This is a genomic window from Micromonospora sp. B9E7, from assembly GCF_039871815.1.
GTDB lineage: Bacteria > Actinomycetota > Actinomycetes > Mycobacteriales > Micromonosporaceae > Micromonospora.
Map to the genome: position 1 here is coordinate 31,353 of NZ_JBDPLX010000002.1, position 24,714 is coordinate 56,066.

At 72.6% G+C, this 24,714-nt stretch carries 30 protein-coding genes; 3 read left to right on the forward strand and 27 right to left on the reverse strand.

Features of this window, described 5'->3' with window-relative positions; translation table 11 throughout:
• Nucleotides 1-80: 80 nt before the first annotated feature.
• Entirely contained in the window at nucleotides 81-1,538 is a 1,458-nt protein-coding gene (locus ABGB10_RS02830; RefSeq protein WP_347659259.1) for a PLP-dependent aminotransferase family protein, read from the reverse strand.
• Nucleotides 1,539-1,597: 59 nt separating this feature from the next.
• Between ABGB10_RS02830 and ABGB10_RS02835 the strand changes: the two genes are divergently transcribed.
• Nucleotides 1,598-2,284: a hypothetical protein gene (locus ABGB10_RS02835; RefSeq protein ID WP_347659260.1), complete on the forward strand. Its 687-nt coding sequence runs from the start codon at nucleotides 1,598-1,600 to the stop codon at nucleotides 2,282-2,284.
• Between the two features lie 101 nt (nucleotides 2,285-2,385).
• Nucleotides 2,386-2,847, forward strand: coding sequence for a hypothetical protein (locus ABGB10_RS02840; RefSeq protein ID WP_347659261.1), 462 nt, complete (start codon nucleotides 2,386-2,388; stop codon nucleotides 2,845-2,847).
• A gap of 5 nt (nucleotides 2,848-2,852) precedes the next feature.
• Here the strand turns inward: ABGB10_RS02840 and hisF are convergent, their stop codons facing one another.
• The 12 genes from hisF to hisD form a co-directional block, all read right to left on the reverse strand.
• Nucleotides 2,853-3,620 (reverse strand): imidazole glycerol phosphate synthase subunit HisF, encoded by a 768-nt coding sequence (hisF, locus tag ABGB10_RS02845; RefSeq protein ID WP_347659262.1) that lies wholly within the window; start codon nucleotides 3,618-3,620, stop codon nucleotides 2,853-2,855.
• A 73-nt stretch (nucleotides 3,621-3,693) separates the two neighbouring features.
• Nucleotides 3,694-4,692, reverse strand: a complete 999-nt coding sequence (locus tag ABGB10_RS02850; protein WP_347659263.1) for an NADP-dependent oxidoreductase — start codon at nucleotides 4,690-4,692, stop codon at nucleotides 3,694-3,696.
• A gap of 47 nt (nucleotides 4,693-4,739) precedes the next feature.
• Nucleotides 4,740-5,171: an organic hydroperoxide resistance protein gene (locus ABGB10_RS02855; RefSeq protein ID WP_347659681.1), complete on the reverse strand. Its 432-nt coding sequence runs from the start codon at nucleotides 5,169-5,171 to the stop codon at nucleotides 4,740-4,742.
• A gap of 5 nt (nucleotides 5,172-5,176) precedes the next feature.
• Nucleotides 5,177-5,623, reverse strand: coding sequence for a MarR family transcriptional regulator (locus ABGB10_RS02860; protein ID WP_347659264.1), 447 nt, complete (start codon nucleotides 5,621-5,623; stop codon nucleotides 5,177-5,179).
• 92 nt (nucleotides 5,624-5,715) lie between these two features.
• Nucleotides 5,716-6,105: a RidA family protein gene (locus ABGB10_RS02865; RefSeq protein ID WP_347659265.1), complete on the reverse strand. Its 390-nt coding sequence runs from the start codon at nucleotides 6,103-6,105 to the stop codon at nucleotides 5,716-5,718.
• Entirely contained in the window at nucleotides 6,102-6,827 is a 726-nt protein-coding gene (gene priA, locus ABGB10_RS02870) for a bifunctional 1-(5-phosphoribosyl)-5-((5-phosphoribosylamino)methylideneamino)imidazole-4-carboxamide isomerase/phosphoribosylanthranilate isomerase PriA (RefSeq protein WP_278140763.1), read from the reverse strand. Before priA ends, ABGB10_RS02865 begins: the two co-directional genes overlap by 4 nt.
• 14 nt (nucleotides 6,828-6,841) lie before the next feature.
• On the reverse strand, nucleotides 6,842-7,165 hold the full coding sequence (locus ABGB10_RS02875; protein WP_347659266.1) for a hypothetical protein: 324 nt from the start codon (nucleotides 7,163-7,165) through the stop codon (nucleotides 6,842-6,844).
• A gap of 36 nt (nucleotides 7,166-7,201) precedes the next feature.
• Nucleotides 7,202-7,834 carry an imidazole glycerol phosphate synthase subunit HisH gene (gene hisH / locus ABGB10_RS02880; RefSeq protein WP_347659267.1) on the reverse strand — a complete coding sequence of 211 codons (633 nt, stop codon included), beginning with the start codon at nucleotides 7,832-7,834 and terminating at the stop codon, nucleotides 7,202-7,204.
• Nucleotides 7,831-8,004 (reverse strand): hypothetical protein, encoded by a 174-nt coding sequence (locus ABGB10_RS02885; protein ID WP_347659268.1) that lies wholly within the window; start codon nucleotides 8,002-8,004, stop codon nucleotides 7,831-7,833. Before ABGB10_RS02885 ends, hisH begins: the two co-directional genes overlap by 4 nt.
• Before the next feature lie 58 nt (nucleotides 8,005-8,062).
• Nucleotides 8,063-8,674: an imidazoleglycerol-phosphate dehydratase HisB gene (hisB, locus tag ABGB10_RS02890; RefSeq protein ID WP_347659269.1), complete on the reverse strand. Its 612-nt coding sequence runs from the start codon at nucleotides 8,672-8,674 to the stop codon at nucleotides 8,063-8,065.
• Nucleotides 8,671-9,744: a histidinol-phosphate transaminase gene (locus tag ABGB10_RS02895; protein WP_347659270.1), complete on the reverse strand. Its 1,074-nt coding sequence runs from the start codon at nucleotides 9,742-9,744 to the stop codon at nucleotides 8,671-8,673. The genes hisB and ABGB10_RS02895 overlap by 4 nt, the downstream gene beginning before the upstream one ends.
• Complete coding sequence (hisD, locus tag ABGB10_RS02900; protein ID WP_347659271.1) at nucleotides 9,741-11,066, reverse strand: histidinol dehydrogenase; 1,326 nt, start codon at nucleotides 11,064-11,066, stop codon at nucleotides 9,741-9,743. The genes ABGB10_RS02895 and hisD overlap by 4 nt, the downstream gene beginning before the upstream one ends.
• A gap of 106 nt (nucleotides 11,067-11,172) precedes the next feature.
• Between hisD and ABGB10_RS02905 the strand changes: the two genes are divergently transcribed.
• Nucleotides 11,173-11,877, forward strand: a complete 705-nt coding sequence (locus ABGB10_RS02905) for an LON peptidase substrate-binding domain-containing protein (RefSeq protein ID WP_347659272.1) — start codon at nucleotides 11,173-11,175, stop codon at nucleotides 11,875-11,877.
• Here ABGB10_RS02905 and ABGB10_RS02910 read toward each other — a convergent pair.
• From ABGB10_RS02910 to ftsZ, 14 genes are all read right to left on the reverse strand, one after another.
• Nucleotides 11,792-12,517: a DUF2567 domain-containing protein gene (locus tag ABGB10_RS02910; RefSeq protein ID WP_347659273.1), complete on the reverse strand. Its 726-nt coding sequence runs from the start codon at nucleotides 12,515-12,517 to the stop codon at nucleotides 11,792-11,794. The genes ABGB10_RS02905 and ABGB10_RS02910 overlap by 86 nt on opposite strands.
• A 302-nt stretch (nucleotides 12,518-12,819) precedes the next feature.
• Nucleotides 12,820-14,544: an ATPase gene (locus ABGB10_RS02915; RefSeq protein WP_347659274.1), complete on the reverse strand. Its 1,725-nt coding sequence runs from the start codon at nucleotides 14,542-14,544 to the stop codon at nucleotides 12,820-12,822.
• A gap of 74 nt (nucleotides 14,545-14,618) precedes the next feature.
• Complete coding sequence (locus ABGB10_RS02920; RefSeq protein ID WP_347659275.1) at nucleotides 14,619-15,647, reverse strand: hypothetical protein; 1,029 nt, start codon at nucleotides 15,645-15,647, stop codon at nucleotides 14,619-14,621.
• Nucleotides 15,648-15,689: 42 nt separating this feature from the next.
• Nucleotides 15,690-16,634, reverse strand: coding sequence for an RluA family pseudouridine synthase (locus ABGB10_RS02925; protein WP_091407730.1), 945 nt, complete (start codon nucleotides 16,632-16,634; stop codon nucleotides 15,690-15,692).
• Nucleotides 16,631-17,245 carry a signal peptidase II gene (gene lspA, locus ABGB10_RS02930; RefSeq protein ID WP_347659276.1) on the reverse strand — a complete coding sequence of 205 codons (615 nt, stop codon included), beginning with the start codon at nucleotides 17,243-17,245 and terminating at the stop codon, nucleotides 16,631-16,633. Before lspA ends, ABGB10_RS02925 begins: the two co-directional genes overlap by 4 nt.
• A gap of 64 nt (nucleotides 17,246-17,309) precedes the next feature.
• Complete coding sequence (locus ABGB10_RS02935; RefSeq protein ID WP_278140774.1) at nucleotides 17,310-17,729, reverse strand: TraR/DksA C4-type zinc finger protein; 420 nt, start codon at nucleotides 17,727-17,729, stop codon at nucleotides 17,310-17,312.
• Between the two features lie 227 nt (nucleotides 17,730-17,956).
• A complete protein-coding gene (locus tag ABGB10_RS02940; RefSeq protein WP_347659277.1) occupies nucleotides 17,957-19,456 on the reverse strand; it encodes a potassium/proton antiporter in 1,500 nt (499 codons plus the stop codon).
• Nucleotides 19,457-19,501: 45 nt separating this feature from the next.
• Nucleotides 19,502-19,807 carry a DUF167 domain-containing protein gene (locus ABGB10_RS02945; protein WP_347659278.1) on the reverse strand — a complete coding sequence of 102 codons (306 nt, stop codon included), beginning with the start codon at nucleotides 19,805-19,807 and terminating at the stop codon, nucleotides 19,502-19,504.
• A gap of 10 nt (nucleotides 19,808-19,817) precedes the next feature.
• The gene (locus tag ABGB10_RS02950) at nucleotides 19,818-20,579 is read right to left on the reverse strand and encodes a hypothetical protein (RefSeq protein WP_347659279.1); all 762 of its coding nucleotides are present in this window, start codon (nucleotides 20,577-20,579) and stop codon (nucleotides 19,818-19,820) included.
• 80 nt (nucleotides 20,580-20,659) lie between these two features.
• Nucleotides 20,660-21,466 carry a DivIVA domain-containing protein gene (locus ABGB10_RS02955; RefSeq protein ID WP_088988417.1) on the reverse strand — a complete coding sequence of 269 codons (807 nt, stop codon included), beginning with the start codon at nucleotides 21,464-21,466 and terminating at the stop codon, nucleotides 20,660-20,662.
• 44 nt (nucleotides 21,467-21,510) lie between these two features.
• Nucleotides 21,511-21,816: a YggT family protein gene (locus tag ABGB10_RS02960; protein WP_030334503.1), complete on the reverse strand. Its 306-nt coding sequence runs from the start codon at nucleotides 21,814-21,816 to the stop codon at nucleotides 21,511-21,513.
• Nucleotides 21,817-21,846: 30 nt separating this feature from the next.
• On the reverse strand, nucleotides 21,847-22,539 hold the full coding sequence (gene sepF, locus ABGB10_RS02965; protein ID WP_347659280.1) for a cell division protein SepF: 693 nt from the start codon (nucleotides 22,537-22,539) through the stop codon (nucleotides 21,847-21,849).
• Nucleotides 22,540-22,729: 190 nt separating this feature from the next.
• Complete coding sequence (locus tag ABGB10_RS02970) at nucleotides 22,730-23,473, reverse strand: YggS family pyridoxal phosphate-dependent enzyme (RefSeq protein WP_347659281.1); 744 nt, start codon at nucleotides 23,471-23,473, stop codon at nucleotides 22,730-22,732.
• Nucleotides 23,474-23,482: 9 nt separating this feature from the next.
• A complete protein-coding gene (ftsZ, locus tag ABGB10_RS02975; RefSeq protein ID WP_088988414.1) occupies nucleotides 23,483-24,598 on the reverse strand; it encodes a cell division protein FtsZ in 1,116 nt (371 codons plus the stop codon).
• Between the last annotated feature and the right edge of the window lie 116 nt (nucleotides 24,599-24,714).

Below are 24,714 nucleotides of genomic sequence, written 5' to 3' on the forward strand. Positions count from 1 at the left end.
CTTCGTCGGTGCTCTGCCGCAGGGGTCGTCACCCCTCGTCGCCGCTCTGCTGCGCGGCCCTCGGCATTCGTCGGCGGGGCTCAGGCGATGACGGCCGTCTCCCGCCACCGCTGACGGCCGGCCCGGTCCAGGTCGTAACGGACCGCCGCGATCCGCCCCACCGCCTCCACCAGGTCTGCGGCGGGCAGGGTGAACGGCAGCCGCAGGAACCGCTCCAGGGTGCCGTCCAGGCCGAACCGAGGGCCGGGCGCCAGTCGTACGCCGACCTCTTCGGCGGCCCGGGCCAGCGCGCTGGAGACCGGGCCGTCCAGCTCGGCCCAGAGCGTCACTCCGCCCCGGGGCACGGTGACCCGCCAGTCCGGCAGCCGGTGCGCCAGCGCGCCGAGCAGCGCGTCGCGTTGGGCGGCCAACGTGACGCGGCGCTCGGTGACGATGGCGTCGGCGTGGGCGAGCAGGTGCACCGCCACCAGTTGGTCCAGCACCGGGCTGGCCATGTCCACCCCGACCCGGACGGCGGCCAGCCGCTGCACCTGCGGCGCCGAGGCGCGCACCCAGCCGATCCGCAGGCCACCCCAGTAGGGCTTGCTCATCCCGCCGATGCTGATCACGCGGCTGTGTCGGTCGTAGACGCCGACCGGTGGTGGCACCTCGGTGCCGTCCAGTGGCAGGTCCACGAAGGACTCGTCGACGACCAGGTCGGTGCCGACCGCGTGGGCGGCGGCCACCACCCGCTCCCGGAGCTCGGCCGGCATCAGGTGCCCGGTCGGGTTCTGGAACTCCGGAATCAGGTAGGCCAGCTTGGGTCGGGTCTGCCGGAGGCTGCCCAGCAGCAGGTCGGAATCCCAGCCGTCGGCGTCGGCGGCCAGACCGTGGGTGGTGATCCGGGCCCGTCGTCCGGCCAACGCGGCGAGCGCGTTGGGGTAGGTCGGGGACTCGACCAGCACACTGCCGCCCGGGGCCAGGGCGAGCCGCAGCACCAGGTCCAGTGCGTGCTGGGTGCCGCTGGTGACCATGATCTGGTCGGCCGACGTGGGCAGCCCTCGCGCGGTGTACCCGTCGGCCACCGCCTCGCGCAGCTCGATGATGCCGGTCGGGTGGTAACCGGCTCCGCCCAGGTAGCGGGGCAGGTCCTCGGCGGCGGCCCGGGCCGCCGTCAGCAGTTGCGGTGGGGCGGCCGGCGCGGCGGCACCGAGATCGATCATGTCCCGGTCGTCCAACGGGGTCCACAGGCCGGTGCTGGCGACCCGGTGGTTGCCGGGCAGCATCGTCCAACTGCCCGCGCCCCGCCTGCTGGCCAGGTGCCCGGTCTCGCGCAGGTGCCGGTACGCGGCGGTGACCGTGGTCCGGCTGATCCGCAGCGCCTCGGCCAGCTCCCGTTCGGCGGGAAGGCGGACGCCCAACGGCAGCCGACCGTCGGCGAGCAGACCGCGCACCGCGCCGGCCAGAGCGGCGTAGTCGGGGCTGCGTCGGCGGCCCGGGAGGGCATGCCACTGCCCGAGCAGGCGAGCCAATTGGACCCCGCGCACCTGACCAGTCATGGCCACTCCCCCGATATTGGCTTCTTCCTCGACGAGGATTGGCATCTAGGGTGGCATGCATGGCATTGCTTGGCAATCTGCGGCATCGGCCGGTTCGACGGTTGGTCCAGCTCTACCTCGGGCTCGGCCTCTACGGCGTCAGCATGGCTCTGATGGTCCGCTCCGACCTTGGCCTCGACCCGTGGGACGTGTTCCACCAGGGCCTCTCCAAGCTGACCGGGCTCTCGTTCGGCACCGTCACCATCGGCGTCGGCGCGCTGGTGCTGCTGCTCTGGATCCCGCTGCGGCAGCGGCCCGGCCTCGGCACGGTCAGCAACGTCGTGGTGATCGGCCTGGTCGTGGACGCCACACTGGCCCTGTTGCCCGCCGGTGGCCCGCTCGGCGTCCGGATCGCGCTGCTGATCACCGGGATCGTCGCCAACGGCGCCGCCACCGGCCTCTACCTCGGCGCCCGACTGGGCCCCGGCCCGCGTGACGGGCTGATGACCGGCTTCGTGGCCCGCCGACCGGGGCGGTCGGTGCGGCTGGTCCGCACCGTCATCGAGGTCACCGTCCTGGCGCTGGGCTGGCTGCTCGGCGGCAAGGTCGGCGTGGGCACCGTCGCGTACGCGCTCGCCATCGGCCCGTTGGCCCAGCTCTTCATCCCGCTGTTCGCCGTGCCCGAAGCCGCCGCACCCGACGACACCGCACCCGAGGAGGCCACGCCCACGCCCGGTAGCGCCGCACCGGTCACGCCCGCCGGCTGAACCCTCACCGACCGTCCGCGAACCGGTACACGGTGGTGCTCCACAGTGCCGGATGGCGGGTGGGTGTTCCCTTCCGGGACGCGCGCCGTCATCATCTCTGCATGGGGGAGAACGGTTGGCGCTGGACGGACGCCTGGATCTTCGTGTCTCTGGTCATCGCGAGCGGTGCCGGTCGGCATCGTCGGTCGGCGACAAGTCGACGCCCGGAGGGCGTCCGCCTGACCGACGTGCTGTCCACCGCCGACCACCTCAACCACACGATCCCGCAGCGGCACGAGGTGGAGGCCGCGATCCAGCGGCTGGTCGGTGCCGGGCTGGTCAGCGTCGTCGACGGTTGGTTCCGGATCACCGCCGAGGGTGAGCAGCTCTGGCGTACCCGCCCGCGGGCGGGGGTGGCGACCATGGTGGACACCGTGCAGGGGGTGCTGACCCGCCGACACGCGCCCGGCAGCGCCGAGTGGAACCTGGACGAGGCCGACCACGCGGCAGCCGTCCAGGAGTACGCGGTGCGGTCGATCCCGACGCCCCGCCGGTCGCCGGAGGGCCACTCCGGAGGGCACTGAACGGCTCAGCGCACCGGGTGACCGCTGCCGCGCAGCGCGTCCTTGACCTCGGCCACCGTCAGCTCGCCGAAGTGGAAGACACTGGCGGCGAGCACCGCGTCCGCCCCGGCGCCGATCGCGGGCGGAAAGTGGGCCACCTCGCCGGCACCGCCACTGGCGACCACCGGCACGTCCACGACCGCTCGCACCGCGGCGATCAACTCCAGGTCGAAGCCGGCCTTGGTGCCGTCGGCGTCCATCGAGTTGAGCAGGATCTCCCCCGCGCCCAGCTCGGCGCTTCGGGCCGCCCACCGCACGGCGTCCATCCCGGTGCCGCGCCGGCCGCCGTGGGTGGTGACCTCGAAGCCGCTGGGCGTCGCGCCGTTCGGGGCCCGGCGCACGTCGAGCGAGAGCACGAGCACCTGCCGGCCGAACCGGTCGGCGATCTCGGCGATCAGCTCCGGACGGGCGATCGCGGCGGTGTTCACGCCCACCTTGTCCGCCCCGGCACGCAGCAGCGTGTCCACGTCGGCGACCTGCCGGACCCCGCCGCCGACGGTGAGCGGGATGAACACCGACTCGGCGGTGCGACGCACCACGTCGAGCATGGTGCCCCGGTCGCTCGACGACGCGGTGACGTCGAGGAAGGTCAGCTCGTCCGCGCCGGCCCGGTCGTACGCGGCGGCCAACTCCACGGGGTCGCCAGCGTCACGCAGGTCGAGGAAGTTGACCCCCTTGACCACCCGTCCGGCGTCCACGTCCAGACAGGGGATCACCCGTACCGCCACCGTCATGCGGCGAGCCTATCCTCCGCGCACGGCACGGCGGCCGACCCGACCGGGCCGACCGCCGTGAACGAGGTCTGCGTCACACCCGGACGAGCATCTTGCCCAGGTTGTCGCCACGCAGCAGGCCGAGGAACGCCGCCGGGGCGTTCTCGATGCCGTCCACGATCGTCTCGTCGTAGGACAGCGTGCCCTCGCGTAGCCAGCCGGCGACGTCGCGGACGAACGCCGCGCGGACGTCGCTGTGGTCGTTGACCAGGAAGCCGCGCAGGGTGAGCCGCTTGCCGATGACCAGCGCCAAATTGCGCGGCCCGGGCTGCGGCTCGGTGGCGTTGTACTGCGCGATCATGCCGCAGATGGCGGCCCGGCCGTGCAGGTTCATGGCCGAGATCGCCGCCTCCAGGTGGTCGCCGCCGACGTTGTCGAAGTAGACGTCGACACCATCCGGCGCGGCCACCCGCAGCGAGTTGCGGACCGGCCGGTCGTGGTAGTCGAAAGCGGCGTCGAAGCCCAACGTCCGCAGCCGCTCGACCTTGGCCGGCGAGCCGGCGCTGCCGACCACCCGGCCGGCACCCTTGAGCTTGGCGATCTGACCGACCAGGCTACCGACCGCGCCGGCCGCGGCGGAGACGAAGACCGTCTCGCCGGGCTTCATCGCGGCCACCTCCAGCAGCCCGGCGTACGCGGTCAGCCCGGTCATGCCGAGCACGCCGAGGTACGCGCTGACCGGGGCGAGGCTCGGGTCGACCGTACGGGCGGCGGTGGCGTCGAGCAGCGCGTACTCCCGCCAGCCCAGCTGGTGCAGGACGGTGTCCCCGACGGCGATCCCGTCCGCCTCGCTGGCCACCACCTCGCCGATCGCGGCACCGTCGAGCGCCGCGTCGAGTGCGAACGGTGCCACGTACGACTTGACGGGGTTCATCCGTCCGCGCATGTACGGGTCGACGGACATGTACTGGTTTCGGACCACGATCTGGCCCGGGCCGGGTGTCGGGACGTCGGTCTCGACGAGCCGGAAATTGTCCTCGGTGGGCCAGCCCCAGGGGCGGCTGGCCAGGTGGATCTCGCGGTTGCTGGTCACGGGGGTGGTCGTCCTCTCGTCCGCGGTGGGTGCCTGGGGCCGTGCGGTCAGGCGGCCAGGGTCTCGCGGACGGTCAGCGTGACGTCGATGTTGCCGCGGGTGGCGTTCGAATAGGGGCAGACCTGGTGGGCCTGCTCGACCAGCTGCTCGGCGGTGTCGCGGGGCACGGCGGGCAGGTCGACGACGAGCTGCACGGTGAGCCCGAAGCCGCCGCTGCCGTTCGGGCCGATGCCCACCTCGGCGCCGACGACGGAGCCGGTCACGTCGGCCTTGGCCCGCCGGGCCACCACCCGCAGCGCGCCGTGGAAGCAGGCCGCGTAGCCGGCGGCGAAGAGCTGTTCCGGGTTGGCCGCGCCGCCGGCGCCACCCATCTCCTTCGGCACGGCCAGGTCGAGCGCGAGGGTGCCGTCGGAGGTCTCGACGTGACCGTCCCGGCCGTCGCCGCTGGCGGTCGCTGAAGCGGTGTAGAGCACCTGCATGATGGTCACTGCTCCTTCTGTCGGTGGATGGTGTCGGTGACCTGGGTGAGGGTGTCGCGCAGCGCCACCAGCTCGGTGACGCCCAGCCCGGTGGCCTGGGCGACGCACATCGGGACGTGGTCGACCTGTTGGCGCAGGGCCCGGCCCTGCTCGGTGAGGCCCACCTCGACCCGCCGCTCGTCGTGGGCCGACCGTCGTCGGGCCACCAGCCCCGCCCCTTCCAGCCGCTTGAGCAGCGGGGAGAGAGTGCCGGAGTCCAGTCGCAGCTCGGTGCCCAACTCGGACACCGTGCGGGCGTCGTCGGGACGCTCCCAGAGCACCAGCAGCACCAGATACTGCGGGTAGGTCAGCCCGAACTCGTCGAGGATCGGCCGGTAGACGTCGGTCAGCGCGCGCGACGCGGTGTAGAGCGCGAAGCACACCTGCCGGCGCAGCACCAGGTCATCGGTCACCGTTGAACCATAGCCCACAATTAAGTTGTGCACAATCTATCGGGCCGAGGTGGGCAGGCCACGGCTCGGGCCACGAGCCGGCCGGGCGTACCTCAGCGATCGCCGAGGTACGCCTCCAACTCCACCTCGACCAGGTGCTCCGGGTCCAGCAGAGCGGCCACCACCACCAGGGTCGCCGCCGGCCGGACCGCCCCGAAGACCGCGTTGTGCGCCCTGCCCACCTCGTCGGCGTGCAGCCGGTCGGTCACGTACATCCTGGTCCGGACCACGTCACCCGGCTCCGCACCGACCTCGGCCAACGCGTCCAACCCGATCCGCAGCGCCTGCGCGGTCTGCGCTGCGGCGTCGCCGACGTGCACCACCTGCCCGTCCACGGTCGCCGTGCAGCCAGCCGTCCAGGCCCGGTCACCGGCCCGGACCACCCGGGAATAGCCGTAGCGCTGCTCCCACGGCCCGCCAGACCCCAGCCGGGTGGCCGTCACGCCTCGGCCAGGGTCCGCAGCGCCTCGGCCACCGTGAAGGCGCCCGCGTAGAGCGCCTTACCGGCGATCACGCCCTCCACCCCGACCGGCTCCAGGGTCGCCAACGCCCGCAGGTCGTCCAGCGTGGACACCCCACCGGAGGCGATCACCGGCCGGTCGGTACGAGCACACACCTCACGCAGCAGGTCCAGGTTCGGCCCGCGCATCGTGCCGTCCTTGGTGATGTCGGTGACCACGTACCGACTCGCGCCCGCCTTGTCCAACCGCTCCAGCACCTCGTACAGGTCACCGCCGTCCCGGGTCCAACCACGCGCGGACAGGGTCTGGCCCCGCACGTCCAACCCGATGGCCACCCGGTCGCCGTACTCCCCGACCACCCGGTCACACCAGACCGGATCCTCCAGGGCGGCGGTGCCGATGTTCACCCGGGCCGCCCCGGTGCCCAGCGCCGCACGCAGCGACTCGTCGTCGCGGATGCCACCGGACAGCTCCACCTTCACGTCCAACTGGCGCACCACCTCGGCGAGCAGGTGCGCGTTGGTGCCCCGCCCGAACGCCGCGTCCAGGTCGACCAGGTGGATCCACTCCGCGCCGTCCTGCTGCCAGGCCAACGCCGCGTCCAACGGATCACCGTAGATGCTCTCGCTTCCGAGGGCGCCCTGCACGAGCCGGACGGCCCGGCCGTCGGCGACATCCACGGCGGGTAACAGGGTCAGGCTCAACGTCTTCTCCTCGATCAGGTACGACGGTCCAGGGCGATCACGACGATCGCCGGCAGTACGAGCAGCAAGAGCACGATCAACGCGATACGCAGCGCCAGATTGTCGACGAACGTCCAGATCAGAATCAGCGCCGCGCCGGTGAGTAGCACGATCGCCGCCCGCTCACCCCGGCTGTGCCGGGCCAGCCGACCCGAACGGCCCCGCCGCACCTGCGGCGTCAACCGGCGGACCACCGCGCGACGACGCTGCCGGCGGGCCACCTGCCGCTGCCGGACCGCCTTCTCCCGGGCCTGCTCCGCCTCCCGCTCCGCCCGCCGACGGGCCCGTTCCCGGCTCACCGCGACGCCCCCGCGCCGGGCACCGGGCGACGACGCTCAACCACCGCTGGGCAGCGTGGCGAGCCAGTTGCGCAGCAGCGCGGCACCGGTGTCGGCGGACTTCTCCGGATGGAACTGGGCCGCCGAGAGCGGACCGCGCTCCACCGCGGCGACGAAATCGACGTCGTGGTGAGCGGTGGTCACCGTGGCACCGGCAGCAGCCAGCGCCGCCGGATCCCCCATCGCGTACGAGTGGACGAAGTAGAACCGGCTCTGCTCCGACAACCCGGCGAAGAGCACCGACTCCGCTGGCGCCCGGACCGTGTTCCAGCCCATGTGCGGCAACCGGGTGGCGGCCAACCGGGTCACCCCACCGGGCAGCAGACCGAGCCCCTTGCTCACGACGCCGTGCTCCTCGCCGTACTCGAAGAGCACCTGCATGCCCACGCAGATCCCCAGCACCGGTCGACCCGCCGCCACCCGCTCGGCGATCACCGGGCCGGCGCCCAACGCCTCGATCCCGGCCATGCACGCCGCGTACGCGCCCACCCCCGGCACCACCAGACCATCGGCGGCGGCCGCGGCGGACAGGTCGTCGGTCACCCGCACGTCCGCGCCGGCGGCCGCCAGCGCCCGCTCCGCCGAACGCAGGTTGCCCGAGCCGTAGTCGAGCACCACCACGGCGCTCACGCGTCCTGCCCCGGTAGGAGCCACAGCACCCCGCCGACCGTGGCGAGCACCGCGAGCAACGCGGTGACGCCCACCGCGCCCTTCGACGCGCCCTGGCGGTACAACGACCACGCGCCGCCCACCAGAACCCCGGCCAGGATCAACAACAACGTCGGCAACGCGGCGCTCATCAGAGCCGCCTCCCCTTCGCGACTGCGGGGCTCCGCTCCGCTGCACTCCTCGCGCTCATCAGAGGGCACCCTTCGTGCTCGGGATCGCGCCGGCCGCGCGTGGGTCGATCGCGGTGGCCTCGCGCAACGCCCGGGAGACCGCCTTGAACTGCGCCTCCACCACGTGGTGCGCGTCCGGGTGACCGCCCGGCCGGGCCGCCCGCAGCACGTCGACGTGCAGCGTGACCCGGGCCGCCTGCCCGAAGGACTCCCAGATGTGCCGGGTCATGCTCGTCGCGTACACCGGCCCGATGTACGGGGCCAGCACCGGCTCGTCATGCACCACGTACGGCCGACCGGACAGATCCACCGCGGCCCGAACCAGCACCTCGTCCATCGGCACGGTCGCCGAACCGTACCGTCGGATGCCGGCCTTGTCGCCCAGCGCCTGGTCGAACGCGGCGCCCAGGGCGAGCGCGGTGTCCTCGATGGTGTGGTGCGCGTCGATCTCCAGGTCACCGACGGTGCGCACGGTCAGGTCGAAGCCGCCGTGCCGGGCGATCTGGTGCAGCATGTGGTCGTAGAAGCCCACGCCGGTGCTGATCTCGACGGCGCCGGTGCCGTCGAGGTCGATCTCGACGAGGACCTTGGTCTCCTTGGTGATCCGCTCCACCCGGGCGGTCCGGCTCATTGAGAAGTCTCCATTGCAGAAAGGAAGGCGTCGGTCTCGGCGGCGGTGCCGGCGGTCACCCGCAGCCAGCCGGGCAGACCGACGTCCCGGACCAACACGCCCTGGGCCAGCAGAGCCTTCCACACGATGGCCTGGTCGCCGCCCACCTCGAAGAGCACGAAGTTGGCGTCGCTGTCGGCGACCCGCAACCCGCGTTCGCGCAGCGTCGCCACGATCCGGTCCCGTTGCGCCATGACCGCGCTCACCGTACCGAGAAGGGCCTCGCGGTGGGTCACCGCCGCACGTGCGGCGGCCTGGGTGAGCGTGGAGAGATGGTACGGCAGTCGGACGAGCTGCACGGCCTGCACCACCGCCGGGTCGGCGGCCAGGTAACCCAGCCGCCCGCCGGCGAAGCCGAACGCCTTGCTCATCGTGCGGCTGACCACCAGCCGCGGGTGGCCAGGCAGCACCGCTAGGGCGCTGACCGTCCCGGTGCGGGCGAACTCGGCGTACGCCTCGTCGACCACCACCATGCCCGGCGCGACGTCGAGCACCGCGGCGATCACCGCAGGGTCCAGTGCCGTGCCGGTCGGGTTGTTCGGCGAGCAGAGGAAGACCACGTCCGGTTGGTGCTCGCGGACCTGGGCGACCGCCTCCTCGACAGTCAACCCGAAGTCGACGCCACGTTCGGCGGGCACCCACCGGGTGCCGGTGCCGAGCGCCAGCAGCGGATGCATCGAGTACGCCGGGACGAAGCCGAGAGCGCTACGCCCCGGCCCACCGAAGGCCTGGAGCAACTGCTGCTGGATCTCGTTGGAGCCGTTCGCCGCCCACACCTGCTCGACGGTGAGGCCGTGCCCGAGATATTCGGCCAGGTCGGCGCGGAGCGCCACCGCGTCCCGGTCCGGATAGCGGTTCAAGTCACGCAGTTCGGCCGCGAGCGCCTTGCCGATCGCCTCGACCACCGGCTCCGGCACCGGGTAGGAGTTCTCGTTGGTGTTGAGCCGCACCGGCACGTCCAGCTGCGGCGCCCCGTACGGCGACAGCCCGCGCAGGTCGTCGCGGATCGGCAGATCGTCCAGGCTGGTCACGCCGGCCCTCCTCCCGGGAGGCGAACCTGCACCGCCTGGCCGTGCGCGGGCAGGTCCTCCACGTTCGCCAGGGTGACCACGTGCGGGGCCACGTCACGCAGCGCCGCCTCGGTGTACTCGATCAGGTGCACGCCGCGCAGGAACGACTGCACCGACAGCCCGGAGGAGTGCCGGGCGCAGCCGCCGGTGGGCAGCACGTGGTTGGACCCGGCGCAGTAGTCGCCGAGCGACACCGGCGACCAGGCGCCCACGAAGATCGCCCCGGCGTTGCGCACCCGAAGCGCCCACTCCCGGGCGTCGACCGTCTGGATCTCCAGGTGCTCGGCCGCGTACGCGTCGACCACCCGCAGCCCCGCCTCCAGATCGTCGACCAGCACCACACCGCTCTGCTCGCCGGTCAGCGCCGTGGTCACCCGCTCGGTGTGCTTGGTCGCCGGCACCTGCCGGGCCAGCTCCCGCTCGACCGACTCGACCAACGCCGACGACGGGGTGACCAGCACGCTCGCGGCCAGCGGGTCGTGCTCGGCCTGACTGATCAGGTCGGCGGCCACGTGCGCCGGGTCGGCCGTGTCGTCGGCCAGGATGGCGATCTCGGTCGGCCCGGCCTCGGCGTCGATGCCTACCACGCCCCGCAGCAGCCGCTTGGCGGCGGTCACCCAGATGTTGCCCGGGCCGGTGATCAGGTCGACCGGGTCGCACCGCAGCTCGCCCAACGGGTCGACCTCCGCGCCGTACGCCAGCATCGCCACCGCCTGGGCCCCGCCCACGGCGTACACCTCGTCGACACCGAGCAGCGCGCACGCGGCGAGAACCCGGGCGTCGGGCAGGCCGCCGTTGTCCTTCTGGGGCGGGCTGACCACCACCAGCGAACGCACGCCGGCCGCCTGTGCGGGAACGACGTTCATCACCACCGTCGACGGGTACATCGCCAGGCCGCCGGGCACGTAGAGGCCGACCCGGTCGACCGGCAGCCACCGCTCGGTGACCGTGCCGCCGGGCACCACCTGCGTGGTGTGGTCGGTGCGCCGCTGGTCGGCGTGCACCCGACGGGCCCGGCTGATCGACTCCAGCAGCGCGGCGCGGACGCTCGGGTCGAGCACCCCCTCGGCCTCGGTGATCGCCTCGACCGGCACCCGCAGCACCTCCGGGGAGATGCCGTCGAACCGCTCGCTGGCCTCCCGGATCGCGGGGTAACCATGCTCGCGGACCGCCTCCACCAGCGGTCGGATCCGCTCGACGGCAACCGACACGTCGAGCTGGGCACGGGGCAGCAGGCGGCGCGGGTCTCCGAGACCGTTGCGCAGGTCGATCCGGTTCAGCACCCTTGCGAGTCTAGGCTGCCGGCCCGCGGTGCACCCGAGTCGCCCGTACGCCGGGACGGTGAGCCGGGCCACGCTCACCGGGGCGAGATTGGTTAGGCTCGACCATGTGACCGCACGGCTGCCGGTGTTTCCGCTCGCAACGGTGCTCTTTCCCGGGTTGGTGCTGCCGCTGCACATCTTCGAGGAGCGCTACCGGGCGCTGGTCCGACACCTCGTCGACCTGCCCGAGGGTGCTCCGCGCGAGTTCGGCGTGGTGGCCATCCAGGCTGGTTGGGAGGTCGCGCCCGCCGGTCCCGGCGCCCGCGCGACGGCGGGCGTCGGCGAGGTCACCCTGCACGAGGTGGGCTGCACCGCTGAGCTGCGCCAGGTGACCGAGCTGGCCGATGGCGGCTTCGACATCGTCACGGTCGGCCGGCGCCGGTTCCGGATCGCCGAGGTCGACGACAACGCGGCTCCCTACCTGACCGCGGACGTCGAGTGGCTGCCCGACCCGGCCGGGCCGGACGAGGTGGCCGATCTGCTGGCCGCCCGGGTGATCGCGGTGTTCCGGCAGTACCTGGGGTTGATCCGCTCCGACCCGGAGGAGATCTCCGAGCAACTGCCGGAGGATCCGACGGTCCTGTCCCACCTGGTGGCGGCGACCGCGGCGCTCACGGTCGACGACCGGCAGCGCCTGCTGGCCATCGACGACACCGCCGCGCGGCTCCGCGCCGAGCTGCGGCTGCTCAACCGCGAGGCGGCTCTGCTGCGTCAGGTGCGGGCGGTTCCGGTGCCGTTGGCGGAACTGGCGTCCCCGCCGACACCCAACTGAGCCCGGCCGGCTCGGGCTCCGGGCGCAGGCCGGGCCACCGCGACCAGCCGGCCAGCAGGGTGTACGTGATCGCGGCGCCGAACGCCGGCAACAGCAGGTTGCCGTGCGGCACCGGCAGGACACCGAGCAGCCAGTCGACCCCGCCGGCCCGCAGGTCGGCGGGTTTGGTGAAGGCCTGCCCGGCCGGGGCGGTGGCCAGCAACCGGTCGAAGGTGCCCAGGCCGACCCGCCGCCCCACCTGCCAGGCCACCGGCGCGGCGGCCAACGCGCCGAGGACCGCGGCGAGCAGACCGACCGGGCCACGCCGACGTCGCAGCACGAACCACAGGGCGAGCGCCACCAGCAACCCGAAGGCCAGCCCGAGGAGACTGAACCATCCGTCGGCGGCGATCGGCTGCTCCGGTTGCGGGTCGGCGTAGATCGCCCCCTCGGCGGTCTTGAGCACCGGCGTGTCCGGCGCGAGCGCGGCCCAGAGCAGCCCGAACGGCACACCCAGGACAGCCAGTGCGAGCACGCTGACCAGCACCGTCACCACGGTGCGCAGCGGGCGACGCGGCTCGTCGAAGCTCAGCTCCAACGAGCTCTGGTACGCCGCCGAGGCAGGAACGTCGCCCGGACCGAACCCATGCTGCGGTGTCACGGGGTGGGCCTCCGGCGGCGATCCGGCCTCCGGCGACAACCCGGCCTCCGGTGGCGAACCGGCGTCCGGCGACAACGCGGCATCCGCCGGCGAACCGGCGTCCGGCGAACCGGGCGACCGCTCAGCCTCCGGCGGTGTTCCCGTCCACCGCTCAGCCTCCGGCGAGGTCGCGCCTGGTGTGCGGGGCGGCGCGGGTCGGACGGGCTCGTCGACGGGCCGCGTAGGGTCGGGGTTGTCCGGGCTCACCCGATGATCCTCTCAGGCCCGGTGGAAGGCTGGGGCTCCGGTGGCGGCAGACCAGCTCACCGGGCGAACGGCTCCACCATCATCGCCGCCGCCCGCAACCACGCCTGCCGGGTCTCCGGCTGGAGCTGGTGGTACTCGATCGACGCCCCCGTCTCCAGCGCCGGGTCGTATGGCACCACGGCCACCGCACGGGTACGGGTGGCGAAGTGCCGCTCCAGGTCGTCCTGCAGGGGCGAGCGACCCGGGGTCGGGCAGGAGATGAGGGTGATGGCGTTGTCCGCCAACTCGCCCATGCCCTCCTCGTGCAGCAGGTCGAGCATCCAGTCCGCGCTGAACGCCGCGTCCTCCCGGGGCACCGTGGTCACCACCAGCTGGTCGGCGGCCTGCATCACGGTGCGCCAGTTGGGGCTCTCCACGTTGTTGCCGGTGTCGACGCAGACCACGTCGTGGGTGCGCCGCAGCAACTCGAGCACACGCCGGACGGTGAACTGGTCCAGTCGCTGGGCGAAGCGCGGGCTCTCCTCGCCGGCCAGCACGTCGTACGAGCCGTCGGAGGCGTGCCGCAGGTAGTCGTCGAGCCGACCCAGCAGCGTCTCGCCCTCGAGGATCTCGATCTGGGCCAGGTCGCTGACCAGGTGCCGGATCGTCCGGGCGTGCCGGGCGCTGCCGGCGCGCAGCCCGAGGGTGCCGCGCAGTTCGTTGTCGTCCCAGGCCAGCACGCCCTGCCCGCGCACGCTGCCGACGGTGGCCGCGGCGAGCACGGTGGCGGTGGTCTTGTGCACTCCGCCCTTGGGGTTGGCGAAGGCGAACACCCGGGGGGTGCCCAGATCCCGCCGGAGCACCCCGTTGGCCCGTTCCTGCTCCTGGTCGACGCCCTGCGGGCGCCACTCGATCCGGGCCGGGTAGGCGCGTTCGACGACCGCCGAGCCGACCGACGGGGCCGGCGGGGCGACCGGCGGGGGTGCGACCGGTGGCGGTGCGGCCGGCGCGACGGGTGGCGCTACGACCGGCGGAGGAGGCGGCGGCGCGGCGACCGGATAACCGGTCTCCGGCTGGTAGCCGGTCTCCAGCAGGGCGTATCGCGACTCCACCGGCGGCTCGCCCGGTCGGTAGCCGTTGTCCAGCAACGCGTACCGCGACTGACCTGGGTCCGGGACGGCCGGCGGCGGCTCGGGCTCGGTCCGGTACGTCGGCTCGACCCGATGGCCCGGGTCCGCCCGATAGCCCGGCTCGGGGCGGTACGCCGGCTCCGCGCGGTAGTCCGGCTCAGCCCGGTACGGCTCGGCCCGGTAACCGGGCTCGGCCCGATAACCCGGGTCCGGGCGATAGTTCGGCTCCGACCGGTACGCCGGCTCGGCCCGATAGTCCGGCTCAGCCCGGTAACCCGGCTCGGCGCGGTACGCCGGCTCGGCGCGGTACGCCGGCTCCGATCGGTAGTCCGGCTCCGACCGGTACGCCGGCTCGGCCCGGTAATCCGGCTCGGCCCGGTAGGCGGGGTCGACGCGGTAGGTCGCCTCGGCCCGGTAGTCGGGCTCCGCGCCGTACGACAAATCTGCTGGATGCCCGATGGCGGGTGCCCGCCCGGCGTAGCCGTTGGGGGCCGCGCGCCGGGGCAGCGGGTCCGGCGGCGCGTCGTCGGCACGCCGGTCCGGCTCGGTCTGCTCCGCGCCGCGACCGCCCAGCCGGGCGCGGTCCAACAACGCACGCCACCGCGGCGCTGGTTCGGCCGGCCGGCCCCAGCCGGTCTCACTGCCCTCCACGGCCCGCCCTCCCAGCGCCATCGATCTCCGTCTGACAGGCTACGAACCAAACCCTATTCGGACCACACCTCAGAGCGCACACCAGCCGACGCAGATCACGACGACGCGGGTGTCGGCGACTCGGCGCCGGTGCTGTCCGGGGAGGTGGTGATGCTCGGCGGCGGTGGCTCGGTCGACCCGGCCGGTGACGCTGCGGGTGACGGAATCGTGACGACTGGTGCGGGTTCCGACGATTCGCCCATCGACGCCAGCGGCGCGGGCGCGGGTGGGGTGGACTGCACGGGACCGTCCGGGGTCGACGCCGGGCTCGGCCCGGTGTCGGCCGGCGGACGCACCACGTCGCGCTGCTCGGGCAGCGGTGGTGTGAAGACCGTGCGGTCCAGCCGGTACACCTCGGGGGCGGGGTCGACCGCCCGGACGTTCGGCCGGGCCGCCACACCGCGCAGCGCCCCCGGCGCCGCACGCACCACCGCGGCGTAGACGCAGGCGCAGCCGGTCCGGTACGCCGCCGCCTCGGCGGTCGCCACCTCGGCGCCGCTGACGTAGCGTTCCCGCAACTCCCGCTCGTCCGGACCGTCACCGTCGACCGCTGCGGCCCGGGCCCGGTAGTCGGCGGCTTCGGCGTCCTTGCGGGTCGCCACCTCTTCCATCCCGGCGACCACGTCGTCCGGTACCCGCAGGGCGGGAATCCGGACGATCTCGGTCTGTCGCCCGGGTAGCGGCACCCGCCCGAAGACGGTGGAGACTCCGACGTCGCCGAGCACCGCCGACAGGCGCTGTGGCGGCAGGTACTCGGTGAGCGTGACCAGCGCGTAGGTGCCGTTCCCCGTGGACGAGTCGGACGCGGAGAGCGCGGCCAGGTCGGCAGCGGCGGAGCGCAGGTAGCCGGGGACGGAGTCACCGTCGGTCACGCCGACCCGGGTCACCTCACCCACCGTCCGGTCGCCCACCGGTGTGTCGTCGGCAGCCCAGACCGCGGTGCCCAGGACCGCCGCCGCGGAGAGCACGGCGGCCCAGGTGAGCACGCCGGACCGCGCCGACCGGTCACCCAGCCGGGCCACGGCCCGGGTCAGCGGCGGCAGCAGCCGTTGGTCCAGCTGCCGCAGCAGGTTGCCGGCGCGCACGGGCGGGATCCCCTCGTCGGATCGGTGTCGGGCGGTCGCCGCTCAGTCACGCAGGATCTGGAGCGCACGGTCCAGGTCGTCAGGGTAGTCGCTGACGAACCGGACCTCGTCCCCCGTTCGGGGGTGCAAGAAGCTCAGTTCGCGGGCGTGCAACCACTGTCGGGCCAGGCCGAGACGGGCCGAGAGGGTGGGGTCGGCGCCATAGGTGAGATCACCCACGCAGGGGTGCCGCAGGGTGGAGAAGTGCACCCGGATCTGGTGGGTCCGACCGGTCTCCAGCCGGACGTCGACCAGACTCGCCGCCGGGAACGCCTCGAGGGTGTCGTAGTGGGTGATGCTCGGCTTGCCGCCGGACACCACCGCCCAGCGGTAGTCGTGGGTGGGGTGCCTGTCGATCGGGGCGTCCACGGTCCCGCGCAGCGGGTCCAGGTGACCCTGCACCACCGCGTGGTAGCCCTTGTCCACCTCGCGGTACTTGAAGGCCCGTTTCAACGCCGTGTACGCCTGTTCGCTCTTGGCGACCACCATGATCCCGGTGGTCCCCACGTCGAGCCTGTGCACCACGCCCTGGCGTTCGGCGGCACCACTGGTGGAGATGCGGTGCCCGATCGCGGCGAGGGCGCCGATCACCGTCGGACCGGTCCATCCGGGGCTGGGATGCGCCGCCACTCCCACCGGCTTGTCGACCACCACGATGTCGTCGTCGGCGTAGACCACCCGCAGCCCGGGCACCGCCTGCGGCACCACGGTGGGAGGTGCGACCGGGGCGGGCAGCGTGACGTCCAGCCAGGAGCCGGCCTTGACCTTGTGCGAGTTGGGCCGTGCGCTGCCGTCGACCAGCGCGTCTCCGGCATCCACCAGGGCCGCGGCGGCGGTGCGGGAGAGCCCGAACAGACGGGACACGGCCTGGTCCAGTCGCATGCCGTCGAGGCCGTCCGGCACCGGCAGGGAACGGTGATCGCCGCCAGCGGCGAATGCGGAGGTCATGCCCGCTCCTGCTGCTCGGCGCCCCGCGGGGCGTCCGTCTCGGTCGGGTCGCCGTCGCGGCCGGCCCGCCGGCCGTCCCGCTGGCGGCCGGTCAGCTCCAACAGCACGGCCAGCAGCACGCCGCAGACCAGCGAGCTGTCCGCCAGGTTGAACACCGGCCACACCTGGCCGTACGCGTCGAAGAGGCTGATCATGTCGACCACGTGCCCGTGGAAGGGCGCGGGTGCCCGGAAGATCCGGTCGACGAGGTTACCCAGCGCGCCACCCAGCACCAGGCCGAGGGAGATCGCCCAGGGCAGTGAGCGCAGTCGCAGTGCCATCCAGACGATCCAGCCGACCACACCGATGGTGATCAGCGGGAAGATCCAGGTGTGGTCCGCGCCGATGCTCCAGGCGGCACCGCTGTTGCGGGTCAGGCTCAGGTAGACGAACCCGCCGAGCAGACGGACCGGCTCCCGGTCGGTCAACGCGGCCAGCGCGAGGTGCTTGGTGACCAGATCGGCCAGCAGGGCCACCAGGGCGACTCCGGCGAGAATCGCGACGGCCCGAGGTCGGCGTGTGCCGCCGCCCGGATCGGTGCGGCCGGGTTCGGCGGACGGTGCTGCGGTCATGCGCTCCCCATCGACAGTCTCGGCGGTGATCGCTCACCGTCTCATCGCCGCCGGGGAACGGACCTCAGCGCCGTTCCTCCAGCTGCTTGCACGTCACACACTGGGTGGCCGACGGGAATGCGGCGAGGCGCTCGACCGGGATCGGGTTGCCGCACCGCTCGCACCAGCCGTAACCACCCTCGTCGAGGCGCTCCAGAGCGCGCTCCACCTGCGTGATCCGTTCCAGAATGCTGTTGGCGAGAGAGATCTCCTGCTCCCGCTCGAGCGTCTTGGTGCCCGTGTCGGCCTGGTCGTCCCCGGCCGAGTCGGTCAGCCGATCGCGCTGCAGCTCGGTGATCTCGCTCAGCGTCTGATCGTACTCGGCGCGGAGCTCGTCCCGCCGCGCCGCCAACGCCGCCCGGATCTTCTCGGTCTCCGCCGTGCTCCGGGTGGCCTTGGCCACCGGCTTGCGCCTGGCGGTCCTGGTGTCGGCTGGCTTAGCCATGGGTCGCTCCCTCGGCCGGGGAGCCGCGTGATTCGCGGCATCCTGGTCAGGGGGCGCCGACCAAGGCGTCCCCTAATGGACGAAAAGGGGCACACGGCGACGTTGGCCGTGCACTCCGGAGGTTGGCAAGAATACGGAACGTACAGGCGTCCGACAACGTGCCGCACCGTTCCACCACTCAACAGCCCCTAGCCTTGCCAAACTGGGGCAAAGGGAACGCTAGCAGATCAACCAGGCACCTCATCCCCGTACTCGCCAAACCACCGGGCCAGCCGGCCCCGCCGGCTGACCGCCCGCAACCTCCGCTCGGCGGCGTCCCGCACCCCGGCGGTCGCCACGATCAACAGGCTGTCGCCGGTCTTCAGGCGGGTGTCCGGTGCGGGCACGAAGCCCACCCCGTCGCGCAGCACCAGCGTCACCGATGCGCCCAGCGGAAGCCGCAGCTCGTCGACGTGCACACCGGCCAACCGTGAGCCCGGCGGCACCTCCACCTGGAGCAGGTCCGCGCGCATCCGCTCCAGCGGCGCGGTCTCCACATGGATCTCGGCGGCCTCGGTCGGCGCGGTCACCCGCAACCAACGGGCGAACGGCCCGAGCGCCCCGGCCTGCACCAGGGTGAAGATCACTACCAGCACGAAGACCACGTCGAAGAGACGCTCCGCACCGGGCACCCGTTCGGAGAGCGGAATGGTGGCCAGCACGATCGGCACCGCCCCCCGCAGCCCCGCCCAGGACAGGAACGCCTGTTCGCGGAGGCCGACCCGGAACGGCAGCGCCGAGACGGCCACCGACAACGGCCGGGCCAGCAGCACCAGGGCCAGTCCCGCGACCACCGCGGGCAGCACCGCCGCGTCCAGCCGGCCCGGTGCGGCCAGCAACCCGAGCAACACGAACAGCCCGATCTGGGCGAGCCACGCCAGCCCGTCCGCGAAACCGAGGATCGCCTGCCGGTGCGACAACCGGGCGTTTCCCAGCAGCACCCCGGCCACGTAGACGGCGAGGAACCCCGAGGCGTGCAGCACCGCCCCGGCGGCGTACGCCAACACGGTGATGCCCACCGCGGCGATCGGGTAGAGGCCGGCCGAGGGCAGCGCCGCCCGCCGTAGCGCCCAGGCGCCGGCGACACCGGCGCCCACCCCTACCGCCACGCCCATGCCCAGCTCGTAGCAGACCAGCCCGACCTCGTACCACCACGGGTGCGCCCAGCCCTGATGGGACAGCAGCACCACCAGCAGCACCACCGGGGCGTCGTTCATGCCCGACTCGGCCTCCAGCGTGGCCACCAGCCGGGGCGGCAGCCGCAGCCGACGCAGGGTGGCGAAGACGGCCGCCGCGTCGGTGGACGACAGCACCGCGCCGTAGAGCAGCGCCATCCGCCAGTCCAACCCCAACAGCAGGTGTACGGCGACACCGACCACCACGATGCTCACGATCACGCCGACCGTGGAGAGTGCCGAGGCCAGCCCGAGCACCGGTCGTAGTGTCGTCCACCGGGCGGTGAGGCCACCCTCCGCGATGATCACGATCAGCGCGCAGAAGCCGAGGGCCCGGGTCAGCTCGACGTCGTCGAAGCGGATACCCAGCCCGCCCTCGCCGATCGCCACGCCCAGCGCCAGATAGACGAGGAGGCTGGGGACGCCGAGCCGGGTGGAGAGCCGCACCGCACCGACGGCGACCAGCAGCACGGCCGCACCGAGCAGCAGCGCGATATCCAACCCGGGCGTCACGGTTGATCCAACCCGGACGTCACGGCTGCCTGGCCTGGGCGTTCCTCACTCGGCGGATCCGTCGCGCAGTCGGCGCAGCAGCTCGGACAGCTCCGGCGCGGGCCGGTCGATGAGGAAGAGCTTGTCCCGGCTCGCCGCGCCGGCCCGCAGGGACACCGCGGCACGCCGGAGGCCCAGGGCGGCGGCCAACGCCCGTCGGGCCGCCTCGGTCGCCCGCCCGTCGACGGCAGGGTCGTGCACCGCGATCACCAGGGCGGGCCCGTGTGGACCGTCGAAGCGCCCGCCCACCCGGTCCCGGGAGGCGCCGGGTTTCACCCGTACCGCCACGGTGAGCGTCTCCTGCGCGGGCACCGGCGCCGCTTCAGATCGGCCGGGCGTCGGCGAGCAGGGCGGTGGCTGGCGCGCAGTGCGCGCAGGGAGTGAAACCGAGCTCGACGGCCTCGGCCACCGGCAGCTCCTCGGGCACCCGGCCAACGAGGTGCGGACAACTGGCGAGGTGGTAGCGGGGACGACCGTCGACCACCTGGACGACGTCCGGAAGGCGCGCCACCCGGGCCGCCTCGGCGGGGGTGACCGGCTGCTCGGCCGGCTCGTCGGGCACCGCCGCGTCGTCGCGGGAAGCGCCGCCGGTCGACGTCGCGAACGGCGACGCCGGGCTGACGGGCCGGGCGGGAGCGGACGCGCCGGCGGCCGGCGTCACGAACGGTGCCGCGTCGTCGAACGGTGCGGCACCGTCGAACGGCGGCACATCCTCGGCCCGGGGGCCGAACGGCGGCTCACGGTCGACCGGCGGCTCGGGTGGTTGCCGCCACCCGGTGCCGCCGGTACCGACCGTCGTGGGCACGTGCTGGACCGGCACCTCCGGCTCGGCCAGCGGAGGCCCGTACGCGAAACCCGTGGCCTGGCTGGCCATGCGGGGTGCGTCGGGGTGTCGCCGGCTGGTCCGACCGGGATCTGCCGTAGCGCGGTTGGTGGCTGCCTGGCGGGCGCCCACCACCAACGCCACGGCGGCCAGCAGACTGGCCGCGATGGAGATGATCAACAGGAAGCTGGATCCACCGGCCAGACCGAGCACCAGGAGAACCACCGCGACGAGGATGAGCAGGAGACTTGCGACTATCACGGCTCACCCCCGCCGCGTCGTACCGCCCAGGCTGGGCCGGCGACCGTCACCATTGTCGGAGAGCGATCGCCGGCCGGTGCTCAGCGTCCGGCTTCGAGGGCGCCGGAGCGCCCGCCGCCGCCGTATGAACCGGCGAGGCCCGCAGCCGCCAGCCCGTTGCCGCCGGCGACCCGGCCCGCCTCGGAGCGGGTCATCTCGGCCTCGAGGCCCTGGCCGCGACCGTCGAGGTCCCGCAGCTGGCTCTCCAGGTACGCCTTGAGCCGGGTGCGGTACTCGCGCTCGAACTGCTTGAGCTCCTCGATGTGCTTCTGCAGGGCCGTGCGCTTGGCGTCCAGGCCGCCCATGGCCTCCTGGTGCCGCTGACGGGCGTCCCGCTCGAGTGCGTCAGCCTTCGCGCGCGCCTCCCGGGTCACCTCCTCGGCCTTGCTACGAGCCTCGGACAGCAGGCTGTCGGCCTCGCGGCGAGCGTCGGACACGTGGTCGTCGGCGGTGCGCTGGGCCATCATCAGCACGCGCAGGGCCTGCTGCTCGCCGTCACCGGTGACCCCTGCGGGGCCGCCGGTCGTGCGGACCTGCTCCAGCTCGGCCTGCATCGCGCGGGCGGCCTGCTCGGCCGCCGACTTGTCACGCTGCACCCGGTCCAGCTGGGCCTTGACGTCGTTGAGCTCCGCCGCCAGTCGGGCGTCGCCGCCGGGGCCTGCGGGGGCGCCGCCACGGCCGCCGCGCTCCACCTGGGCGCGCAGCTCGTTGTTCTCCTCGATGAGACGGGCGAGCTCGCGCTCGACCTCGTCAAGGAAGGCGTCGACCTCCTCCTCGTCATACCCCCGCTTGCCGATCGGCGGCTTTTTGAAGGCGACGTTATGGACGTCGGCCGGGGTCAGCGGCATCGAAACTCCTCGGGTCAGTTGCGGCCGCGAAAGCGCGTCGGTCATCAGGCAGATGCCCTGATCGACGGCCCTAACACGAACTCCATCAGCACGAACAGGATAACCAGGAGCACAAGGGAGGCCAGGTCGATGCTCACGGTACCAATTCGCAGCGGAGGGATCACACGCCTCAACGCGTTGAGAGGGGGATCAGTGACGCTCCACACGGATTCCAATCCTGCCGATGCGCCGCGGCCCGGTTGCCAGCGCCGGCCGTACTGCAGGACGGCGCTCAACACGAACCGGGACAAGAGAAGGAGCAGGAAGACATAAAGGATCAGGTACAGCACTTGCAGTAAGATCGACAACACGGTCAGCGACGTCCCTCGGGTCGGGCGGGGTCAACTCAGGCTGAAAAAACCGCCCTCAGCGATCTTGGCCTTGTCCTCAGCGGTGACCTGGACATTGGCCGGTGAGAGCAGGAACACCCGATTGGTCACGCGCTCGATCGTACCGCGCAGGCCGAACGCCAGACCGGCGGCGAAGTCCACCAGACGGCGGGCGTCGGCCTCATCCATCTCGGTGAGATTGATGATCACCGGAACACCGTCACGGAAGTGCTCACCGATCGTGCGTGCCTCGCGGTAGGTGGTCGGATGCAGCGTCGTGATCTGGTAACGCTGCTCCTCCTCGGGCAACGCCCGCTCACGTGCCGTGACCTGCGGCGCGAGGGCCAGGTTGTCACGGGTGTGGTAGGTCAGCGCGCCGGAGGTCTCACCAGCCGACGACCGGGTGATCGACCGGACGCTGGACCGCTCGATCCGCTCCGGACGCTCACCGTCGCCGCGCTCGGACTCGCTCAACCGCCCGCTCGTGCGCTCGGAGAGCCGCCCCCGCTCACCGACCCTTGACCGGGGAGCAGGCGGCTCCTCGGTGTCGTCCTCGTCCTCGTCGGCGAACTCCTCGGCGTACCGGCTCTGCCGGTAACGCGACTCGCGGTAGCCACCCTTGTCGTAGCCGCCGTCGTCGTAGGCCCGCTCGTCGTCTTCTTCGACCAGACCGAGCCAGACCCCCGCCTTGCGCAGTGCACCCATCCCGCGCCCTTCCGTCCGCCGTGCGGCACGCGCCCCCGTGCCATGTCGCCCGTCGCGAGTGGACAACCATGCCCATCGGACCGAGACGGCAATCCCCCGGCGCGCGATTCGCGTCGCGCGCCACGACCCCCGACTAGGAGACGCCGTCTCTGAAACAACACTGATGTAATTTGCATGTCTCGCGGTCAGGCTACCGCAGCGTGGAACGCATTCCGAGCAACGCGCTACCGACGCGGACAAGTGTCGCGCCATATCGGATCGCGATGTCGAAATCTCCGCTCATCCCCGCGGACAGCTCGGTCGCTCCCGGGTGGACCCCTCGAAACACGTCGGCGACCTCGGCGAGACGGGCGAAGGCCCGCTCCGGTTCCCAACCCAGCGGAGCGACCGCCATCAGACCGACCAGACGCAGCCCGGGCGCGTCGGCCACCGCCTCGGCCACCGGTTCCAGCCCGGCGCCCGGATCGGCCGAGCCGGGCAACGCCCCGCCCCGGGCCGCGTCGCCGTCGATGCTCACCTGGACCAGGACGTCGAGCGGCAGTTCCCGGTCGGCCGCCGCGGTGGCCAACGCCCGGGCCAGCCGGACACTGTCGACGGACTGCACCACGTCGGCGTACCGGACCACCGAGCGGGCCTTGTTGCGCTGCAACTGACCGATGAAGTGCCAACGGGGACGCACCCCGGCCGCCGCCACCTCGGCGGCCTTACCGGCCGCCTCCTGGTCGCGGTTCTCCCCCATGTCGGTCACCCCGAGCCCGGCCAGCGCCAACACGTCGCTGGCCGGGTAGGTCTTCGTCACCGCGATCATCGTGACCTCGGCGCGGTCCCGGCCGGCCTGCGCGCAGGCGTCGGCGATCCGGGACCGCACCTGAGCCAGGCCGGCCGCGATCTCGGCGTGCCGTTCCGGCCGCGCCGTGGCTGAACTGTCGGTCATCGGCGGTGCTCAGGACCCGTTCTTGAGGAAGTCGGGAACGTCCACGTCGTCGAAGAGCACGCGGCGCGGCGACTGGGCCGGAGCCGGGTTGGTCGCCGGCGCCGGCACCGGAGTGCTCTGCGGCGCCGGCTGGTTGGTGTTGGTCTTGCGGGTCGGCTCGGCCGCCTTGTACGCGGGCGTGCCGCCGTCGAAGCCCGCCGCGATGACCGTCACCCGCACCTCGTCACCGAGCGCGTCGTCGATGACCGCACCGAAGATGATGTTGGCGTCCGGGTGGGCCGCGTCGGTGACCAACTGGGCGGCGTCGTTGATCTCGAACAGGCCGAGGTCGGAGCCACCGGCGATGGAGAGCAGAACGCCGCGCGCGCCGTCCATGCTCTGCTCCAGCAGAGGGCTGGAGATGGCCGCCTCGGCCGCCTCGACCGCGCGATTCTCACCGCGGGCGCTGCCGATGCCCATCAACGCGCTGCCGGCGCCGCTCATCACGCTCTTGACGTCGGCGAAGTCCAGGTTGATCAGACCCGGGGTGGTGATCAGGTCGGTGATGCCCTGCACACCGGAGAGCAGCACCTGGTCGGCCGTGCGGAACGCGTCCATCATGCTGATGTTGCGGTCGCCCAGGGCCAGCAGCCGGTCGTTCGGGATCACGATCAGCGTGTCGCACTGGTTGCGGAGTTCGTCTATCCCCGACTCGGCCTGGACCTGACGCCGCTTGCCCTCGAAGGAGAACGGGCGGGTCACCACACCGATGGTCAACGCGCCGAGCTTGCGGGCGATGTTCGCCACCACGGGCGCGCCGCCGGTGCCGGTGCCGCCACCCTCGCCGCAGGTCACGAAGACCATGTCGGCGCCCTTGAGCACCTCCTCGATCTCGTCGCGGTGGTCCTCGGCGGCGTTCTTGCCGACGTCCGGGTTGGCCCCGGCCCCCAGGCCACGGGTCAGCTCCCGGCCGACGTCGAGCTTCACGTCGGCGTCGCTCATCAGCAGCGCCTGCGCATCGGTGTTGATCGCGATGAACTCGACGCCCTTGAGCCCAACCTCGATCATCCGGTTGACGGCGTTGACGCCGCCGCCCCCGATGCCGACGACCTTGATGACCGCCAGGTAGTTGTGCGGAGGTGTCATCTCCGGTCCTTTCCTTCGAGATTGGCTTCGGCCGACCGGGTACGGCGTGGCCAGACCAGCGGCCGACGACAGCTGTCACCAGCGAGGATCAGGGGTGAACCCTCACCCTCTACTAG

Excerpts from the sequence above, each read along its gene's own strand:
- ABGB10_RS02830 (WP_347659259.1), bottom strand. The coding sequence starts at position 1,538 with ATGACTGGTCAGGTGCGCGGGGTCCAATTGGCTCGCCTGCTCGGGCAG.
- ABGB10_RS02835 (WP_347659260.1), top strand. The coding sequence starts at position 1,598 with ATGGCATTGCTTGGCAATCTGCGGCATCGGCCGGTTCGACGGTTGGTC.
- ABGB10_RS02840 (WP_347659261.1), top strand. The coding sequence starts at position 2,386 with ATGGGGGAGAACGGTTGGCGCTGGACGGACGCCTGGATCTTCGTGTCT.
- hisF (WP_347659262.1), bottom strand. The coding sequence starts at position 3,620 with ATGACGGTGGCGGTACGGGTGATCCCCTGTCTGGACGTGGACGCCGGA.
- ABGB10_RS02855 (WP_347659681.1), bottom strand. The coding sequence starts at position 5,171 with ATGCAGGTGCTCTACACCGCTTCAGCGACCGCCAGCGGCGACGGCCGG.
- ABGB10_RS02885 (WP_347659268.1), bottom strand. The coding sequence starts at position 8,004 with ATGAGCGCCGCGTTGCCGACGTTGTTGTTGATCCTGGCCGGGGTTCTG.
- hisB (WP_347659269.1), bottom strand. The coding sequence starts at position 8,674 with ATGAGCCGGACCGCCCGGGTGGAGCGGATCACCAAGGAGACCAAGGTC.
- ABGB10_RS02915 (WP_347659274.1), bottom strand. The coding sequence starts at position 14,544 with ATGGCGCTGGGAGGGCGGGCCGTGGAGGGCAGTGAGACCGGCTGGGGC.
- ABGB10_RS02925 (WP_091407730.1), bottom strand. The coding sequence starts at position 16,634 with ATGACCTCCGCATTCGCCGCTGGCGGCGATCACCGTTCCCTGCCGGTG.
- lspA (WP_347659276.1), bottom strand. The coding sequence starts at position 17,245 with ATGACCGCAGCACCGTCCGCCGAACCCGGCCGCACCGATCCGGGCGGC.
- ABGB10_RS02935 (WP_278140774.1), bottom strand. The coding sequence starts at position 17,729 with ATGGCTAAGCCAGCCGACACCAGGACCGCCAGGCGCAAGCCGGTGGCC.
- ABGB10_RS02955 (WP_088988417.1), bottom strand. The coding sequence starts at position 21,466 with ATGCCGCTGACCCCGGCCGACGTCCATAACGTCGCCTTCAAAAAGCCG.
- sepF (WP_347659280.1), bottom strand. The coding sequence starts at position 22,539 with ATGGGTGCACTGCGCAAGGCGGGGGTCTGGCTCGGTCTGGTCGAAGAA.
- ABGB10_RS02970 (WP_347659281.1), bottom strand. The coding sequence starts at position 23,473 with ATGACCGACAGTTCAGCCACGGCGCGGCCGGAACGGCACGCCGAGATC.
- ftsZ (WP_088988414.1), bottom strand. The coding sequence starts at position 24,598 with ATGACACCTCCGCACAACTACCTGGCGGTCATCAAGGTCGTCGGCATC.